General features: G+C 43.6%; 17 protein-coding genes. 7 read left to right on the top strand and 10 right to left on the bottom strand.

Annotated elements, in window-relative coordinates; all coding sequences use genetic code 11:
• Window positions 1-93: 93 nt before the first annotated feature.
• Together FN961_RS20675 and FN961_RS20680 are read left to right on the top strand one after the other, a co-directional pair.
• Window positions 94-2,514: a S8 family serine peptidase gene (locus tag FN961_RS20675; RefSeq protein ID WP_144042067.1), complete on the top strand. Its 2,421-nt coding sequence runs from the start codon at window positions 94-96 to the stop codon at window positions 2,512-2,514.
• Window positions 2,515-2,654: 140 nt separating this feature from the next.
• Complete coding sequence (locus tag FN961_RS20680; protein WP_144042068.1) at window positions 2,655-3,011, top strand: VF530 family protein; 357 nt, start codon at window positions 2,655-2,657, stop codon at window positions 3,009-3,011.
• 99 nt (window positions 3,012-3,110) lie between these two features.
• Here FN961_RS20680 and FN961_RS20685 read toward each other — a convergent pair whose 3' ends face one another.
• Entirely contained in the window at window positions 3,111-3,623 is a 513-nt protein-coding gene (locus FN961_RS20685) for an aldolase/citrate lyase/malate synthase family protein (protein WP_144042069.1), read from the bottom strand.
• A 174-nt stretch (window positions 3,624-3,797) separates the two neighbouring features.
• Here FN961_RS20685 and FN961_RS20690 point away from each other — a divergent pair, with 174 nt between their 5' ends.
• Complete coding sequence (locus FN961_RS20690) at window positions 3,798-5,339, top strand: DUF3612 domain-containing protein (RefSeq protein ID WP_144042070.1); 1,542 nt, start codon at window positions 3,798-3,800, stop codon at window positions 5,337-5,339.
• 84 nt (window positions 5,340-5,423) lie between these two features.
• Here FN961_RS20690 and FN961_RS20695 read toward each other — a convergent pair whose 3' ends face one another.
• From FN961_RS20695 to nrdD, 5 genes are all read right to left on the bottom strand, one after another.
• Entirely contained in the window at window positions 5,424-6,245 is an 822-nt protein-coding gene (locus FN961_RS20695) for a hypothetical protein (RefSeq protein WP_144042071.1), read from the bottom strand.
• A 94-nt stretch (window positions 6,246-6,339) separates the two neighbouring features.
• Window positions 6,340-6,957: a GTP cyclohydrolase II gene (ribA, locus tag FN961_RS20700; protein WP_144042072.1), complete on the bottom strand. Its 618-nt coding sequence runs from the start codon at window positions 6,955-6,957 to the stop codon at window positions 6,340-6,342.
• Window positions 6,958-7,255: 298 nt separating this feature from the next.
• A complete protein-coding gene (locus FN961_RS20705; protein ID WP_144042073.1) occupies window positions 7,256-7,612 on the bottom strand; it encodes a YibL family ribosome-associated protein in 357 nt (118 codons plus the stop codon).
• Between the two features lie 281 nt (window positions 7,613-7,893).
• The gene (gene nrdG, locus FN961_RS20710; protein WP_144042074.1) at window positions 7,894-8,358 is read right to left on the bottom strand and encodes an anaerobic ribonucleoside-triphosphate reductase-activating protein; all 465 of its coding nucleotides are present in this window, start codon (window positions 8,356-8,358) and stop codon (window positions 7,894-7,896) included.
• 102 nt (window positions 8,359-8,460) lie between these two features.
• The gene (nrdD, locus tag FN961_RS20715) at window positions 8,461-10,578 is read right to left on the bottom strand and encodes an anaerobic ribonucleoside-triphosphate reductase (protein ID WP_144042075.1); all 2,118 of its coding nucleotides are present in this window, start codon (window positions 10,576-10,578) and stop codon (window positions 8,461-8,463) included.
• 29 nt (window positions 10,579-10,607) lie between these two features.
• On the opposite strand from nrdD, the gene FN961_RS25890 reads away from it, so the two are divergent.
• On the top strand, window positions 10,608-10,772 hold the full coding sequence (locus FN961_RS25890; protein ID WP_185972861.1) for a hypothetical protein: 165 nt from the start codon (window positions 10,608-10,610) through the stop codon (window positions 10,770-10,772).
• 83 nt (window positions 10,773-10,855) lie between these two features.
• Here FN961_RS25890 and FN961_RS20720 read toward each other — a convergent pair whose 3' ends face one another.
• Together FN961_RS20720 and rssA are read right to left on the bottom strand one after the other, a co-directional pair.
• Window positions 10,856-11,569: a hypothetical protein gene (locus FN961_RS20720; RefSeq protein WP_144042076.1), complete on the bottom strand. Its 714-nt coding sequence runs from the start codon at window positions 11,567-11,569 to the stop codon at window positions 10,856-10,858.
• 226 nt (window positions 11,570-11,795) lie between these two features.
• Window positions 11,796-12,731, bottom strand: coding sequence for a patatin-like phospholipase RssA (rssA, locus tag FN961_RS20725; RefSeq protein WP_144042077.1), 936 nt, complete (start codon window positions 12,729-12,731; stop codon window positions 11,796-11,798).
• A 172-nt stretch (window positions 12,732-12,903) separates the two neighbouring features.
• Here rssA and FN961_RS20730 point away from each other — a divergent pair, with 172 nt between their 5' ends.
• Window positions 12,904-14,244, top strand: a complete 1,341-nt coding sequence (locus tag FN961_RS20730; RefSeq protein ID WP_144042078.1) for a DEAD/DEAH box helicase — start codon at window positions 12,904-12,906, stop codon at window positions 14,242-14,244.
• A 73-nt stretch (window positions 14,245-14,317) separates the two neighbouring features.
• Here the strand turns inward: FN961_RS20730 and FN961_RS20735 are convergent, their stop codons facing one another.
• Window positions 14,318-14,770, bottom strand: coding sequence for a YHS domain-containing (seleno)protein (locus FN961_RS20735; RefSeq protein ID WP_229814759.1), 453 nt, complete (start codon window positions 14,768-14,770; stop codon window positions 14,318-14,320).
• A 469-nt stretch (window positions 14,771-15,239) separates the two neighbouring features.
• Between FN961_RS20735 and FN961_RS20740 the strand changes: the two genes are divergently transcribed.
• Together FN961_RS20740 and FN961_RS20745 are read left to right on the top strand one after the other, a co-directional pair.
• Window positions 15,240-15,686, top strand: coding sequence for a DUF3010 family protein (locus FN961_RS20740; protein WP_144042079.1), 447 nt, complete (start codon window positions 15,240-15,242; stop codon window positions 15,684-15,686).
• A 91-nt stretch (window positions 15,687-15,777) separates the two neighbouring features.
• Entirely contained in the window at window positions 15,778-16,284 is a 507-nt protein-coding gene (locus FN961_RS20745) for a M48 metallopeptidase family protein (protein ID WP_144042080.1), read from the top strand.
• 339 nt (window positions 16,285-16,623) lie between these two features.
• Here FN961_RS20745 and FN961_RS20750 read toward each other — a convergent pair whose 3' ends face one another.
• Complete coding sequence (locus tag FN961_RS20750) at window positions 16,624-17,895, bottom strand: peptidoglycan DD-metalloendopeptidase family protein (RefSeq protein ID WP_185972863.1); 1,272 nt, start codon at window positions 17,893-17,895, stop codon at window positions 16,624-16,626.
• Between the last annotated feature and the right edge of the window lie 172 nt (window positions 17,896-18,067).

Consider the following 18,067-nt stretch of genomic DNA (forward strand, 5'->3'; position numbering starts at 1 on the left):
CATTCTTTATCGAGTAACAAGGTTTTCTAGCAGAATGACTTAAAAACCATCTAATAATAATGATTAATATTAATTAACAAATAGAAGGCAATTATGACAACAAAAACAACGACTGTGGCTTTAAGCTTATCAGTATTAGCAATGGCGATATCAGCCACTGTCACTGCTGCTCCCGTCTTTACCCCCGGATTACAATCTCTAAACTCAGGCATTGAACAGGCCTCACCACTTCCAAAGCGTTACATCGTAAAGTTTAGAAATGCAAATGCGCTTGCCAGCTTTCAGTCTCAATCAAATGAGTTCAATGATGCGCTTTATGAGCCAAGATCAAACGAAGTCTTCTCGCACCACAGAGCAATGAACAGTGCCTCTGCCAAAGAGATGAAACGAATCGGTCGCAGTAATAGCTACACAGCCAAACTCAATGCTAAAGGCCTTAAAGCACTTCAACTTCGTTCAGATGTTGAATATGTTGAAGAAGATGTTCCAAGAAGATTACTTAGTGAAACGACACCTTGGGGCCAAACTTATGTTGGTGCTACAAGCTTAAGTGACTCATTAGCTGGCAACCGTACTATCTGTATTATTGATTCTGGTTACGATCGTGATCATAGCGATCTCAGCGGTAATAACGTCACTGGTAGCAACAACTCAGGCACGGGTAACTGGTATGATCCAGGTAACAACAACGCCCACGGAACGCACGTAGCTGGCACCATTGCAGCCATAGCGAACAATAATGGTGTTATCGGTGTCATGCCAAATCAAAATGCCAATATTCATGTGATTAAGGTATTCAATGAAGCAGGTTGGGGATATTCATCCTCTCTTGTTTCTGCTATCGACACGTGTGTGAACAACGGCGCGAACGTTGTGACCATGAGTTTGGGTGGTGGTGCCTCTAGTACGACTGAGCGTAACGCCCTCAATGCACATGAAAGCAACGGTGTGTTACTTATTGCAGCTGCTGGTAATGATGGTGATAGCACACACAGCTATCCGGCATCATACGATGCTGTTATGTCTGTCGCTGCAGTCGATAGCAATAAAGACCATGCTGCTTTTTCACAATATACCGATCAAGTTGAGATCTCAGGCCCAGGTGAGGCAATTCTTTCTACCGTATCCGTTGGTGAAGGCCGACTTGCTGATATCACTGTTGGCGGTCAATCCTATTTTTCACAAGGCGTCGTGCCTCATAATCGCTACGTGAAATCAGGAACAAGTCACGTAGGCACTCCGGTTTTCGGCAGCGTTACAGCAGAATTAGCCGAGTGTACGGTATCAGGCACAAGCTTTAATTGTGGCAACATGAGCAATAAGGTTTGTCTTATTGAACGAATCGGAAATCAAGGCGCGACTTATCCAGACATTGATGCGGTTAAAGCCTGTAACAGCGCAGGTGCTAGCGGCGTTATCGTTTACAGTAATACCGCGCTACCAGGTCTACAAAATCCATTCTTAGTTGATACTAACAATGATGCACCTTTAGTGTCAGTTTCTGTTAGTCGTGCGACAGGTCAAGCACTTCAAGGGCAAGTAGGCTCAACGGTTACTCTTGCCAACACTAATAATGAAGATTATGCCTACTACAACGGTACGTCCATGGCTACGCCCCATGTTTCAGGTGTTGCCACGTTAGTCTGGAGTCATCATACCGACTGTAGCGCAGCACAAATTCGCTCTGCACTTCATGCCACAGCAGAAGATCTCGGTGCTGCAGGTCGTGACGATAAAACAGGTCATGGTCTTATCGATGCGTTAGCTGCAAACGCTTATTTAGCTCAGTCATGTGATGGGCCAACCGATCCAGGAACTGGGCCTGGTGACAATGTGCTGGTTAACGCTACACCTAAAGCAAGCCTTGCGGGTGCGAAAAATGAAGAGCTTCACTTCTCAATCGATGTCCCAGCTGATGCTTCAGACTTAAGCTTTACGATGAGTGGTGGCAGCGGTGATGCGGATCTATATGTACAATATGGCGCAGCACCAACGACAGGCAGCTACGATTGTCGTCCATGGAAAGGCGGAAACAGCGAGTCTTGCCCTATCACGAACGTCCAAACAGGCACTTACTACGTCATGGTTCAAGGTTACAGCGCATTTAGCGGCGTAAGCTTAGTGGCTAATTACACTGAGTCTACCGGTGGTGGAAACCCTGGTGGCGGCGCGGCAACTTACACCAATAACACTGGCTATTCGATCCCTGATAATGCATCTGCTGGTGTTAGTAGCGCAATCTCGGCAACGCGAACTGGTGACTCAGGTACGGTGTCGGTAAGTGTTGATATTTCACATACCTATATTGGCGATCTACAAGTTGAGCTACGCAGCCCAACAGGCCAAGTTGCCATACTTCATGACAACACAGGTGGAAGTGCTAACGACATCAACAAAACTTACAGTGTTGACATGACTGGCGTAGAGTCAGCAGGTCAATGGACACTGAAAGCGGTTGATAGTGCTAGACGTGATACCGGAACAATAAACTCATGGACACTCAGCTTTCAGTAATAAAAGCTGATATCAAACTCACTCAGTATCACAACTGATAGATAAAAGGGGGCGTTTAACGCCCTCTTTTTATTGCTGCCTTTATCCCCAACTCGATTTACTGGTATAATTGATCTAATTTCAACTGATTCAGTAAACTCATGACACAAGCAAATAATCCACTCCACGGTATCAAGCTAGAAGCCCTACTTACAGATCTGGTCGAACATTACGGGTGGGAAGAACTCGGAGATAGAATCGATGTTCGCTGCTTTAAGAATGACCCAAGCATTAAGTCCAGCTTACGTTTTTTGCGTAAGACTCTCTGGGCCAGAGAAAAAGTTGAATATCTTTACCTTAAGATGAATAAATTACCTCTTCCTGCACACAAGCCGAGAGATGATGGCTATCAAGCAACCGATAAAACCCGTCGTGCTGCAAATGACAAAGCGGCAGCGAAACAAAGCAAAGACTCGAACGATGACGTACAGGTGAACTCCAATATCTGGGGCAACTAACCTGAACAAGGGCGACTGAAATTGGCTTAATATAGACAATAAAAAGGCTGCAAGCTTATCGCTTGCAGCCTTTTTAGTTAACGAATACTGTAATAGTGGTTACTTTAACAAATAGTCATTGCCATCTTTAGCGGTAAACACTTGATCTTGTACTGACGTCGAAATCATATTTTGCTCATCGATATTGAGCAAGCTAATCCAGTACTTATGCCCTTCAATTTGGATATCATCAATATCAGCCAAATCTTGCGCACCTTCAGTACCACAACGGTCAAATGTTAGCGCCACATGTGTGCCCTTGTCTTTTAGTAGAATTGCTGAAGGCTCACTTTTGTGACCATTAAGTGCAACAAACTGACGAGGATCACGTAGACCACTGTGAGTGCCATCTTTAAAAAACATTAATAGATTCTGGTAATAAACAACATAGCTGCTGACATCATTGTGAGATCCAGTTGCTAATGGAAACGTTTTATCAAGAAACCCTTTAGCATTGCCCATAGTGTCTTCACTCTTAGATGCTGTATAAGCATCCATAGACACGACATCAGCACTGATAAGGTCATTCATCTGTTGTTCGTTTTGAGTGCTTCTCATTGTTGATGTGTTCATAGCCTTATCCTCTCGCTCAATCTTGGGTTTGATTTTTCGTTTATTACCGCATCACCGAGTTAGTTCTAATTGCAAAAAACTGTTTTATTAACTTTCCCGATTGCTTGATTTGTAGTCTAGCTAATTTTTCATTACAATTTCACAATTAAAATTTTACATTGTGAATTTTACAAAATGAGCAAATCTCAGAGCCTACTGCGCAAGTCACATTTTCTTGGTACCAAAATACGTAATCTAAGAAAACGTAACCATCTCACCATGGAAGATCTCTCTGCCAGATGCATGAGAGTCGATCCGGAATCCGCTCCTTCTATCTCTTATCTTTCGATGATAGAGCGAGGTAAGCGGGTACCGAGTGCCAATATGATGGCCGTTATCGCCACAGTTTTTCAAAAGGAGGTCGATTGGTTTTTAGATGACGTGCCAGAAGTGCAATCGATCACCCCTGAAAAGGGCCGTCGAGGCGGAATTAGCGGCATGGCATTAGAGCCCAGCTTTCTATTTTCCAAAGACATACTGCAAATAGCTATTCCTGAAATGTTGTCACAAACAGGGATCACAGGCAGACAGTTCGCTCACCTACTTATTCGCGCTCATCAGGAGCATCACCAAAATCATTTCCCCGATCTTGAGCGAGCAGCTGAAGAGATAGGCATGAAGCGAATGCCTTTGGCTGTAGAAGATATTATGGATATCGCCAAAGGCATGGGCTTGACGATCAAGTGGGTCGACCAGGCGCCACAGGATGTGATGGATGAGATGGGAGTCACTTCAACACAAGTGATCACCTCTTTCTTTGAGCCGCCCTCAACCATTTATGTCAATAAGCGCCTTAAAAACGTGCCCGTTAGGCTTAAATACGACCTTGCAGTGCATATAGGGCACTGTGCGTTGCACAATAAAGATGGCTTAAAGTCAGTATTAACCACAGGTCGAAGCCAAACCAGTATATCTGAAGAGCTTGGTACACCAGCCTCTTCAACAGTCAACGCCCAAGATATTTTACATGCATGGCGCGACTTCGAATCCAGTTTTTTTGCAGGCGCACTCCTCTGCCCCAAGGTGCCATTCAGACAATTACTCGACCGTCATGGTTATGAGATTGACGTTCATCAAAAACTGGGGATCTCCGCCTCTGTCGCCATGCGCCGAATGACCGTTGTGTCACCCTACCCTCACTGGCACTATTTCGATGCCTACGCGCCAGGAAAACTGAAAGCAGTGTACCGCGGCAATGGGATCCCACTCCCCTGGGGAAATATGAGGCAAGTGCAAGATCCCTGTCAGCACTGGGCTGTATTTAGAATGATAAATGAGCCAACCCAAGGCACCTCGGCGCAGATATCCATCCTCAATGTGGCTGATGAACCTAGAATATACTGCTGTGAATCGATAAAGGTGGAAGATTTAGCAGGAAATAATCATGTACTTTGCGCTGGTATCGATCTCAACCCAGCTATTGATGCCCAAGGCGGAGACGCGCAGTCCATTGCCTCAGAGCTTAAGCAAGCATGTGTCGGTAAAGACGGCTCTGTTCAAATCCCAAGATCAATCAAGAAAAGTCTAATGAGTGTCGCCAAGATTTTGAACATTAATTGGATAGAACGCGGGATTGAGAACGAAGCCAGATTGATCTGTTCAAGAGGCGCAGCCTGCCCACGTCAGCCAAGTTGCTACGCATCAGGAAAAGCAGAATGTGAAACCATGGTTGAATAATCGTCTAGATCATATTTAGAGATAATGCCCACCACAAGTCTGACGCAATCAATATGTTGCTCGATGGTGGGTTGTTTTTTCAAACTAGATTGGAAACTCAAATATTAACCGCCACACTTGGATCCCATCGCCAGATCTTACACTTAATCCTAACCTGTCTATCCCCATCCATTCCCAGAGTATTGGTTTAGAAAAAGCCAAGGTCGCACCAAATTCAACACTGTGTGACACAAGTACATCATCATTAAAAGGGGTCACAAAACGTAACTTGTCAAAATACCAGTAACCAGCAGCAAACACTCTGGGCTCAACATCAACACCCAACCAATCCCAACGCCAGTGAATATCGGTACCGATGTCAATCCCGGACTGTATTGCTGAATAAGTTTCAGACTGAGCACCATCAAAACTTTTGTAACCCGCAAAAAATAAACGGTTGACCCAAACTGGCGTATTTTGCTTAACATTTAGATCCAAAAGGCTCGACACACCTGCGGACATAATGGCGACATTGGCACCAGAATTTAAATTCTTGCCATAACCCAAATCGAAATACGTTTGAAATTCATGATCCTCTGCCGTACGCGTGCGATATTCGATGCCGGGGGTTAACGTCACGGTTCCAACGCTCGACGGAAAGTCACCACCAGGAAGATCGTCCCACTTAAAGTTGAAAAAACCGAGTGAAATTGGCGTGCGAAGAGTTAATGAATCTGTATCACTTTGCTGAAGGTTAAAACTCAAAGGTAGGTTTACAACAGTGGCATTCTGCCCAGAGGTACGATAAAGGCCACTGCCAAGATAATTAGCAAAGGCGTAATGGGAAAAATCTTCTTCTGTTGCTTGAATAGGCGATGAAAGTGAAATAGAAGATAATATAATAAAAGGGAATTTATTCAGGGCCATACATTAGCAAATAAGTGTATTCATATGGCTCTGAATATAGCGTGTAGCGGGGTAAAAATCTAGAAGAACGTCTAACTCGAACGTTCAATAAAACCTATGACTCACCATCAACAACGAAGTAATGTTCAGACATCATGTGCCCAAGCTCTGTAGACTTCGTTTTAAGATAAGCTTCATTATAGCGATTTTTACCGACTTGCAAGGGAATACGCTCAACAACTTGAATGCCCAACTCCTGCATCGCCTTGACTTTACGGGGGTTATTGGTCATTAGCTTAACTTGCTTAATACCAATCTTTTCCATCATAGGTAAAATCATGTCGTATTTACGCATGTCAGCAGCAAAGCCTAATTTCTCATTGGCTTCTACCGTATTTGCACCTTGATCTTGCAACTCATAAGCACGGATCTTATTCAACAAGCCAATACCACGCCCCTCTTGACGAAGATACAGAATAAAACCTTGCCCAGCTTCCGCAATATTTTGCATTGCTGTTTGTAACTGGAATCCACAATCACAGCGTAAGCTAAACAGTGCATCGCCCGTTAAGCATTCGGAATGAATTCTGCCTAACGTAGGAAGCTCAGCATCGAGAACACCGAATGTCAGTGCCACATGCTCCTTACCTGTCTCTGTATCTTCAAAACCATGCATATCAAACACACCCCAAGAGGTGGGTAACGTTGAAGAAGCGACATACTTAATCGACATGAAATAACCTTAACAACTCTCTTCCCTGAGATGACAAAAAATCAAGAAAACAACGAGATAAATGCTTAACAATGAACTTGAGAACCAAAATAGTACATTTTGTATCTCTCAATAATGGGTCGGATTTTATCGCTTTTTATCGATAAGTGAAATACCTTAGCGATTTAATCGGCTATTACTTCACCTTAAGGATAGTTGACCGACTGCACCAGCGCATAAGAGGATACGCTTAGCGACAACAAAATAATTTGAAGTCGCTCACTAATAATTAATCACTAGTCTACTAACTGATTAATTATTAGAACTCTTTAGCTGCGAAGCCTGTAACAACTTTAATGCCCATTTCACGACCAAGTGCCGTCAGGGGATGGACGACAACAAGACCTTTAATCGATTTCTTGAACTTACCCATATCAGCTTGTTCAGCTTTAGTCAGAGGACGACTGAACTTCAAGCCCATGACCGTACCGCCTTGCTTGCTTAGTTCACGTGTTTGCTGTGCTTTAGCACTCGCAATACGCTTAGTCACTGCGTTTATCTCTTGTCTAAATTGCAACATAACGCCTTTATCACCACGCTTTTCTGCAGCGGCTAATTTGCGACGGAACTGTTCTAGCTTATCGCTAAGTCCATGAAGCTCTTCTTTTAAATTCATTTTCGTGCCTTAAAAATTCTATAAAATGCAAAAACAGCCTCGGTACCTGAACGACTTCTTAATTAAGGTTAACCCTCTATTTAGAAGTTGTTTGAGACATATAATGGCTGTTTTATAATAATCAATTGGATCTGATGGCGGCATTATAACAGCATCAGAGCAAATACAGTTACCGCTTTTCAACGTGATTCGAAGACTAAATGTACTGTCTATATGCACGAAGAAGGCGAAGCTATGACTAAAACCGGTTAAAAACAGACTTTATGCATAAAATATCACCGTTAAGTTAGGCAATGGATAACCTGATTACTGCTTCCCTTAAATTGTAAACTAGGATCGGCTAATGCCTGTTCAAATTTACCATCCACCAGCACATCAACATAAGCAATCACCGCTTTTTGCGCATCGCTCAACTCATCAAGTCGATAACCAGACCAAAGCCAGATATCCTTCTCAGGACACTCGGTTTTAACCCGTTTAACTAAGGCCAATATGGCCGTTAAATTAGCAGGGAAAAGCGGATCACCACCGGACAGGGATAACCCTCTGCGCTTAATGCGAGTGTCTTTTAAATCACGCAATACTTGATCTTGCATCTGCAGATCAAACTCATGCCCGTGGCAAGGGTTCCACGTCGATTGATTATAACAACCACGACACTGATGCACACAACCAGAGACAAATAAGGTTGCGCGGGTACCCGGTCCATTAATCACATCGACTGGAAAGTATTGGTGATAATTCATCGCATTTTCTTAAGAGTTAATTGAACTGTAAAATAAAAAGCGGGCAAAGTTCGAAAACAAGCCCGCATATTCATCTTAGAATAGAGCCGATAAGCAGTTCCGTTATAAGTGCTTTACTCTGCGCTTAACCTCTTCTTGCTTACCGAAGTTAAATGGTCGCGCATCTGGGCTGCCTAAATATCCGCACACTCGGCGTGTAACAGAGACTCGACTCGGCTCATGATTACCACACTTAGGGCAAGTAAACCCCTTGCTGGTACAGGCAAACTCACCCGTAAAACCGCAATCGTAACATTCATCAATCGGCGTGTTGGTGCCATAGTATGGAACGCGGCTAAAACTGTAATCCCACACATCTTCTAGCGCTTCAATATTATGCTGCATATTCGGGTATTCCCCGTAACAGATAAAGCCACCACTTGTTAACTCTGGATACGGTTGCTCAAAATCCAACTTGTCATAAGGATTAACAGCTTTCTCAACATCAAGATGGAAGCTGTTGGTGTAATACCCTTTTTGAGTCACACCTTCAACGACGCCGAATACTTGAGTGTCCAATTTACAGAAACGACTGCAAAGGTTCTCGCTCGGTGTACTGTAAAGACTAAACGCATAGCCCGTTTCTTCAGTCCACTTCTCTGTAGCGGCCTTCATGTACTTGATGATCTCAATGGCTTTTTGACGCAGTATTTCGCAGTCATACACATGCTTATCTGAACCAAACAAGGCATTGATGGTTTCATGTAGGCCAATATAGCCCAGAGAAATAGACGCTCGGCCATTTTTAAAGATGCTTGAAATCTCTTCATCAGCACCTAAACGAACACCACAAGCACCTTCCATATACAGGATAGGAGCCACTCTGGCTTTCACGCCTTCAAGACGTTCGACACGGGTATCAAGGGCTTTACGGGCAATGACTAAACGTTGATCCAAAATACGATAAAACTCAGTTTCATCACCTTTAGATTCTAAAGCTACACGAGGAAGATTAAGACTAACAACACCTAAGTTATTACGTCCTTCATGAATTAACTCACCGTTTTCTTCATAAGTGCCAAGGAAGCTTCGACACCCCATAGGGGTTTTGAATGAACCAGTCACCTTCTCAACTTGTTCGTAGTTAAGAATGTCTGGGTACATACGCATCGTGGCGCACTTCAATGCCAGCTTCTTAATGTCGTAGTTACAATCACCCACTTTGTGGTTAACGCCATCACGAATTGCAAAAACCAGCTTAGGAAATACCGCCGTTTTACGGTTTTTGCCTAATCCTGCAATACGCACAGCCATCATAGATGACTGGATAAGTCGAGATTCCCAAGAGATCCCTAAACCAAACCCAAAGGTAACAAAGGGAGTTTGACCATTGGCGGTATGTAAGGTATTTACCTCATACTCAAGCGACTGGAAGGCATCATGACACTCCTTCTCAGTTTGCGCCGTGGCGAACGCTTTGGGATCTTTGATCTCCCAGTTCAGGGCAACTTGGTAATGCTTGTCATAACTCTTAGTGACAAAAGGGGCCAACACTTCATCGATGCGATTAATGGTCGTACCGCCATAGATATGACTGGCGACTTGCGCAATGATTTGTGCAGTGACGGCTGTCGCTGTCGAAATTGATTTAGGTGTTTCAATCTCTGCATTACCCATTTTAAAACCTTGGGTTAACATGCCAGCAAGATCAATCAACATGCAGTTGAACATTGGGAAAAATGGCGCGTAATCAAGGTCGTGATAATGAATTTCACCCGACTCGTGGGCTGCAACCACATCTTTTGGCAATATGTGTCTGGTCGCGTAATGCTTCGCCACAATCCCTGCTAATAAGTCCCGTTGAGTCGGGATCACTTTAGCATCTTTATTGGCATTTTCGTTAAGAAGTGCTGCATTACTTTGCTCGACTAAACCGCGGATCTCACGGTTTAAACGACTGCTGGTTTCGCGATGAAGATCTCTGTCATGACGGTATTCGATATACACGCGGGCTAAAGACTTATAAGGCCCTTCCATAAGCTCATTTTCAACCACATCTTGCAGGTCGTGAATCTCAATCTCATGTTTATCAGCGACACATTCAGCAATTTTACTCGCCACTTGAACAGAGTAATTAACATCATCAATACCGGCTGAGATTGCCGCTGCGGCAACCGCATCTCTAATCCTTGTTTCGTCAAAAGGCGTGCGATAACCATCTCGCTTAATAACCACTGGCATTGTCTACAATCTCCTCACGTGATGTTGTTTTGAACACCACATATAGTATTAGTTTGGCTGTTAAGCACAATATGTTGCGTATTAAGCTACAAACTAACGATGAGAACATTGATCTCGATCATGATATTGCACAAGTGGGAGAAGAACAAAACATAAGTGCCAGTGAAGCCACTGATCTCATATTTGCCCCTTGACCATACCGTTAAAGCGGGCTAGCCAAGGGATAAAAAAGGTAAAAGTTGTGGATAAGAATGATGAAAGAGAACTGTTGCGAATATCAATATTTACCTAAGGCTAAGTAACTATTAAGTTGCCCCCCAGCTTGCTGACTTTCCCCCATGGAAGAAGCCAACTGCATAACGGATTTGAGCCCTTGCCATTGCTTCCTGTCTTCACTGCTCATCTCAACGTCTCCCTGTAAGAAAACATTCAACTGAGAAGATACCCGCGCAGCTTCTTTGCTGATCTCCTTCGTCTGAACACTGTCCATATTATCTAATACGCCTTCGGCGTCATCTAAGAGTTTAATCAGCACATTTGACATAGACTCGTCATCTTGGGCCGTTTTTTCAAGCTCGTTACGCTTGGTTTGGATAAATGTCTTCATGTCGTCGACTTTCCCCTCTGACTTTGGCAGATCTATGCCTCCCTCTGACAGACGGTTTAATTGCGTTTCCGACAAGATGCCATCTTGATACAACCTCTGAACCAACTTGGGTAGATCGGCACTTGAGAAATTACCATCAGCAAAAAAGTCTTTTGCCATGATCTCAATCTTCTGTGCGCGTAGCGCTCTAGGTGATAAAGAAACCGACTCATCCTTGACATGCTCCTTGCTCCCAGCCTTCGACGCATTACCCGTCTGGCCTAAGGTCACTTTATCACTATGCTTACCGGCTTCAGCTTGATTACTGTTGATACCGTATTTATCAGCAAGGCTAGTGTTCGTCAGTTGACTTGCAGTGCTTGTCGTATTAGCGATTGGATTCATTGTCAAAAATTCGGCGTATAGGGAACATGTGCTTAATTGCATGCATTTATCACGCCGAAATATATGATCTGAACAGAGATGGGAATTTAAAACGAAATGAAGGTAAAACTAGCCTCAAATTAGCTAGAAAAAAGCAACTGTAGAGTTGCCCTCCTCTAACAAACTCATGACAGTACGAAAAGTACGCTGTTTATACAGATGACAGGCTAGACACTAAAGCAGATGATCAGTAACTCTCTAATCTTGCTTCTATCTGGTGACGTGCAAGTTTGACTGCTAACTCACCCGCAGCAATCGCCTCTTCAGCCCGATGAAACTCCATAGTACCAATATGACCCACATTAGGAATGAGACAAATATCAGGTGGATCGCCCATTAACCTTGCTCGCTTATAACGCTGCTCGAGAATGTCCATCGATTGTGACATAACAGCTAACATACCGGGGTGTGAGCGGCTTCCTAATGAAAACTTATCCGTCATGTTAGTGACATAATCTCTACCACGGGCCAACAGATCCATAAAGCCGGTATCTTGATGTGCTTCAGCTTGTACTCGCTCTTCAACCGAAGGCTTACTGCACGCCATATCAATAGGAAGAACCTGCATACGGCCACGCTTTTGACCACTCAGGTCGACCGCGATCACCACATCAACATCCATAGAGCGGCTAACTGAAACAGGCACAGGATTGACCACGGCACCATCTACCAGCCAACGATCACCTAACTTCACAGGGGGTAAAATGCCCGGCATAGAGCAAGAAGCTCGAATCGCATGACGCAGATCACCCTCTTTAAACCAGATCTCCTGTCCAGAATAAAGATCGGTAGCCACCGCAATTAAGGGACGCTTAAGTTGCTCTATCTGCAGATCGCCAATCCGACTTTGCAGAACATCAAATACTTTCTCTCCGCCAATCAAGCCACCTTTACGCCAACTCAAATCCATCAAGCCGAGCACATCCCAACTAGAGAAACTGCGCACCCAAGTCTCAAGTTCATGCAGTTGGTCATTCGCGTAAGCTGCTCCCACCAGCGAACCAATTGAGCAGCCAGAGATTTTATCGGGTTTAATGCCCATCTCAGCCAACCCATTTAACACACCAATATGTGCCCAACCTTTAGCGGCACCACTGCCCAACGCAATTCCGATCTTAGCCATTTTCGACTCTCAACATCTATCAATGCCCCCCTTATATCGCGACAAACAAATATTCGCAATAGCTAAAGATCATCGTTCCAAGAGCACAATGAGATGAATCAGTGTTCTCTATGGCTGAACCACATAAACTTAGGTTATAATGCTCGGTCAAACTAATCTTGGAGCACCCCCTTTGCAATTTACCGAATTTTCCCTGGACACACGTCTATTACAGACTCTCGATCATATGGGTATCACGACACCTACTGAGATTCAGGAGAAGGCGATTCCCGTAGGTCTTGCAGGCAAAGATCTTATGGCGTCATCAAAAACAGGCTCAGGTAAAACCTTAGCGTTTTTGTTACCGGCAATGCAGAGAGTCATTTCAAGCAGGGCCTTGAGTAAGCGTGACCCAAGAGTACTGATTTTACTGCCAACCCGTGAACTTGCTAATCAGGTCTACAGCCAGTTACGCCTTTTAGTGGCTAATACTCAATATAAAGCCATGAAGATTCTTGGTGGTGAGAACTTTAACGATCAAGCTAAGTTATTATCCCGAGACCCTCACTTTATTGTGGCAACACCGGGCCGACTTGCGGATCACTTAGCCCAGCATCATATACACCTAAATGGTCTAGAACTGCTTATTCTCGATGAAGCGGACCGTATGCTCGACTTAGGTTTTGCCCAACAGCTTAAAGCCATCAATGCTGCTGCGGATCATAAACGCCGTCAAACTTTGATGTTTTCAGCCACATTAGATCACGGTGAAATCAATGAAATTGCCGCAGAATTATTGAAAGAGCCTAAGCACGTCGCTGTCGGTGCGGGCAATATTGAAAACCTAGACATCACTCAGAAAATCTACCTGTGTGATCACCTAGACCATAAAGAAGCCTTATTACTTAACATTCTCAAGAGTGGTAATCAAAAGCAGGTCATTATCTTTACCGCAACGCGCCAAGATACCGATCGTTTAGCTAAGAAATTGGCTGAAGAAGGCTTTAATACCGCCTCTCTGAGTGGCGATCTTAACCAAAACGCGCGTAATCAGATAATGGATCAATTTAGCCGAGGCATGCAGGACATCTTGGTGACAACCGATGTTGCATCTCGTGGACTCGACTTATTGAACGTCTCTTTGGTCATCAACTTCGATATGCCTAAGCTTCCAGAAGAATACGTACACCGAATTGGTCGTACAGCACGTGCTGGCGCTAAGGGGGATGCAGTATCTTTAGTTGGACCTAAAGATTGGGTTAACTTTAAGCAAGTGCAGCAATTTTTGAACAGAAGCTTCGAATTGAGCACAATTGAAGGTCTTAAAGGCAAGTTCTCGGGCCTGAAAGACAAGCCTAAAGCAGGCAAGAATGCACCAGCCAATGCCAAACGTACTAAAGTATTACCTAAGAAGAATGCGAAGCCGAAAGCTAAAGTGGCTAAAGATAAACGCTTTATCACAGGTATCGATATTGGTGATGCTCCTATGCTAAGAAAGCCTAAATCTAAGCTGCAAGACACACCTGAAGATTAATTATCTTTAATATGATCACCATTAAAAAAGCCCTACTGCTGTAACCGCGATAGGGCTTTTTTGTTATAGGCATTTATTTAGTTAACTTCTTGTCCCACTGTTTATCTGCGCGATCGATATAGTTTTTGGTATCTTCAAGCCAATTTTCTCTGACCCCTAAGCTGTAATTGAGGTACAACTTATCATTAAGCACAGTAAAGGCTTCAGGGATCGTATCGACCACAAATCCATGAGACATAGCATAAGCGCAGTAACCACCATATTGCGGCAAATATTGCTCGGGCTTATCTTCAAACTTAGCTTTATTCTCAGCAGAGCTAAACAGCCACACCGCCTTCTCGTATTCTGTTTTAAATTGCTCACTTCCCTTTACTGGGGCATTTTTTACAAAATAGGCCACAGGATCATAGCCATTGATGGCCACCCCCTCCTCAGCATAAACAGGATGTTTGTCTAAGCTGGTACACCCAGACAAAAAAAGCAGTAAAGCGGCCACCACATAACCATATTGAATCTTAATCATCATTTATCCTTTCTTAATACCAATTCCACTAACAATGTGATCTTTCAGCGGGAGTTCAAAGCCCTGTAGGCAAGGCGGAAGCTTGAAGCTAATAGTTATTCTATATCGAAAGCCTCTAACGTAGCATAAAGGGCTTTGAAACCCGCACTACGTGAGCCTCTCAGGCATTCCACTTCTGCTTTGCATTAACTTAAAAGGGAATAACCATTTCTTCATCAATGCGCCTTGAATTGAAAAACCTGAGCGGCTCTGAATTGATCACTTATTTAATGGAATTGGTATAATCTTCTTTAATACTTATTCTCTGGTAATAAAAGACCTTCCAATCGCAAAGTTAATTTCATCATCAAATCTACACCCCGGTACTTTTGAGGCTTTATCAATGAAAATACCATTCAGTGAAATCTAAACGCTGACCCTCGACACATTTCACTGTACAATGCGCACAATATTGTTTTATTTAAGGTGTAACATGAGAGTTTGTGGCGTTGAATTAAAAGGTGGCGAAGCCGTTGTCTGCTTGTTGAGCTATGAAGGTGAGACTTTTAACGTGCCTGATTGTCGCCAACAATCATTTGTAATTTCACACTCAGAAGCGACAGAGTCAATCCGTGATTTTCACTTCGCATTCAGTAAACTGATGCAAGATTACCATGTCGATAAAATCGTCATTATTGCCCGCGAGCAAAAAGGCAAATTGGCCGGTAGTGCGACCAGTTTCAAAGCTGAAGCCGCCATCCAGTTACTTGAACTACCTGTGATATTGATGTCACCTGTGACAGTGAAAGAGCGTCTAAAGCGCAATCCACCTCTTGTCGACTTTGATGGTTTAGATCTTAAGCGCTTCCAAAAGCCTGCATTTGATGTTGCCTATGCTTATCACAACCAGCATATCTTCAATGTGTGGGATAATGTTTAAGTAACTGAGCGCGAACCTAGTGTCTGCTAGGTTCGGCTTTCTCACCTCACCAAGCTATGCTCTCGATATATTGATAGTAATCAAATTCATTATGACCCCACTCAAATACCTCACCGGCTATCAGCAAGAGATACAAGATCAAGTATCAAGTCTACTCAGCGACGATAAGCTCAAAGATGTCTTGCTCAAGCGCTACCCTAAGCCCCATGAAATTCGAACTGACAAAGCCTTGTATGACTACACCATGGCGATTAAAAACCAATATTTGCGTAAGTCACAACCGCTGTCCAAAATTCTCTTTGATGATAAAATTAGCCTGAGCCACCAAGCACTGGGTTTACACTCTTATGTATCTCGTGTGCAGGGAAGTAAGACTAAGGCTAAAAATGAGATCCGCATATCGTCACGATTAAAGCGCGTGCCTGAGCCTTTTCTGCGTATGCTAGTCGTCCATGAGCTGGCACACCTGAAAGAGAAAGATCATAACAAAGCTTTCTATCAACTTTGCTGTCATATGGAAGGTGATTACCACCAGCTCGAATTTGATTTACGTTTGTTATTAACCCAAATCGATCATCACTCGAATCCATACACTTAGCAGCGCTATGTGCTGAAACCAAAAACGCCAGCATCTCTGCTGGCGTTTCTGTTTGTAATGAGCAATAAGATATTATACCAATTACATTAAGTATCTGTTCATTCAGCGGGAATTCAAAGCGCTGAAGGCAAGGCGGATGATTGAAGCTAATAGTTATTCTATATCTAAATCATTCAACACAGCATCCAGGGCTTTGAAACCCGCCCTGCGGGAGGCTCTCAAACATTCCACTTCTGCTTTGCATTGACTTACAAGGGAATAGCCATTCTTTCATCAATGCGCCTTGAATTGAAAAGTTTGAGCGCCTCTGAATTGATAACATATTCAATGTAATTGGTATTAGCTCATTCCCATCATCATCTGGCGCACTCTGACCAGCTGTTGAAACTCGTTCATCTCTTTATTCGACAGCTTACTTGCCATAGGAATATTGGCTTTCATCGGATTAACCGGACGACCATTAACATGGAACTCATAGTGAAGATGAGGTCCAGTTACCCGCCCAGTGTTGCCAGATAAGGCGATCACTTGACCACGAGAAACCCGTTGCCCTTTATGCACCAATGCCTTAGAAAGATGAAGATAACGGGTACGGTACTTATTCCCATGCTCAATCACCACGTAAGTGCCGGCAAATCTGTGTTTGGTCACCAATGAGACGATACCATCACCAGGAGCGACAATTTTTGTACCTATTGGCGTCGCAAAGTCCGTACCATTATGGTGTGTGACACGCCCGGTCACTGGGTGATGACGATTACGGTCAAAGCTCGAGCTTATACGGTATTTAGCCTGTAAAGGTGTACGCTGAAAAGCCCGTGATAAACTGCGGCCTTGGTCATCATAATAATTCCCATCACTGTTTTGATAAGCATTGATATCACTTTGGCCACGGTGAATGGTAAGCCCTAAGATTTCACTCGTTCCTGTCGCATTACCGTCGATAAACTGATCGTTCATCAAAACCGAAAAAGTATCACCCGCTCTTAGATCTCTAGCAAAATTGAGCTTCTCTTTTAGCAAGGATTCTACACGCTGAATTTCAGCCGCATTCAACCCAGCTTTTTTCGCTGAGAGATAAAAAGAGCCTTGGATATCGCCGGCAACGGTACGATTTTGCCAGATCCCGTCGATATCGATCTCATCAACTTTGTAATCACCGTTATCAAAACGGCTAAACACCACTTGTCGGGCAGCAGAAAAGTACAACTCAAGCTTTTGCAGCTCACCTTTATCATCCAACCAAAAACTGATCTTATTACCGGGCTTCATTGTGTCCAATGCTAGGACATCAAGATCAGCCTCCAGAACATGATGCATGGTGTTTTGATCCACACCCGCTTCAGAAAACAGGCCACTTAAGGTGTCACCAGAAGCGATGTTTTTGACATAATCAGGCTTACTGCTTGACGCTTCAAAAGGAGTTGAGGGGGTTAACTGTGCGACTAAGGTATCAATGTCGAGATCGATGGGAATACGTTGTGGTGAAAATTCCTGCTGGTTGGGCCATAAAATGGCAGCGCCAATCATCAGCCCTGCGCCCAAAATAAGTTTTTTATGAAAATTCGATTTTTGCGAAAATGATAATACCTGAAAATTTAACGGCAGCATCTTAAAAAATGACGATTTACGAGTATGCAACTTTAGCCCCATCTAACTTTATTATGTTTCACATCTAATAAAACCGGAGCAATCCTGACATAAAAACGTCACCTACAATCGCAATAAGATTACAATTCCCTCAGTGACTCTTACGGTTTAGTTACAAGTGTAAAAATTTGAA

The organism is Shewanella hanedai, from assembly GCF_007197645.1.
GTDB classification, from domain to species: domain Bacteria; phylum Pseudomonadota; class Gammaproteobacteria; order Enterobacterales; family Shewanellaceae; genus Shewanella; species Shewanella hanedai.

Coding starts and splice junctions, on each gene's coding strand:
- FN961_RS20705 (WP_144042073.1), bottom strand. CDS start 7,612: ATGAATTTAAAAGAAGAGCTTCATGGACTTAGCGATAAGCTAGAACAG.
- nrdD (WP_144042075.1), bottom strand. CDS start 10,578: ATGCCAGTGGTTATTAAGCGAGATGGTTATCGCACGCCTTTTGACGAA.
- FN961_RS20735 (WP_229814759.1), bottom strand. CDS start 14,770: ATGATGATTAAGATTCAATATGGTTATGTGGTGGCCGCTTTACTGCTT.
- ribA (WP_144042072.1), bottom strand. CDS start 6,957: ATGTCGATTAAGTATGTCGCTTCTTCAACGTTACCCACCTCTTGGGGT.
- FN961_RS20685 (WP_144042069.1), bottom strand. CDS start 3,623: ATGAACACATCAACAATGAGAAGCACTCAAAACGAACAACAGATGAAT.
- nrdG (WP_144042074.1), bottom strand. CDS start 8,358: ATGAATTATCACCAATACTTTCCAGTCGATGTGATTAATGGACCGGGT.
- FN961_RS20740 (WP_144042079.1), top strand. CDS start 15,240: ATGAGAGTTTGTGGCGTTGAATTAAAAGGTGGCGAAGCCGTTGTCTGC.
- rssA (WP_144042077.1), bottom strand. CDS start 12,731: ATGGCTAAGATCGGAATTGCGTTGGGCAGTGGTGCCGCTAAAGGTTGG.
- FN961_RS20750 (WP_185972863.1), bottom strand. CDS start 17,895: ATGCTGCCGTTAAATTTTCAGGTATTATCATTTTCGCAAAAATCGAAT.
- FN961_RS20690 (WP_144042070.1), top strand. CDS start 3,798: ATGAGCAAATCTCAGAGCCTACTGCGCAAGTCACATTTTCTTGGTACC.
- FN961_RS20720 (WP_144042076.1), bottom strand. CDS start 11,569: ATGAATCCAATCGCTAATACGACAAGCACTGCAAGTCAACTGACGAAC.
- FN961_RS20680 (WP_144042068.1), top strand. CDS start 2,655: ATGACACAAGCAAATAATCCACTCCACGGTATCAAGCTAGAAGCCCTA.
- FN961_RS20695 (WP_144042071.1), bottom strand. CDS start 6,245: ATGGCCCTGAATAAATTCCCTTTTATTATATTATCTTCTATTTCACTT.
- FN961_RS20745 (WP_144042080.1), top strand. CDS start 15,778: ATGACCCCACTCAAATACCTCACCGGCTATCAGCAAGAGATACAAGAT.
- FN961_RS20675 (WP_144042067.1), top strand. CDS start 94: ATGACAACAAAAACAACGACTGTGGCTTTAAGCTTATCAGTATTAGCA.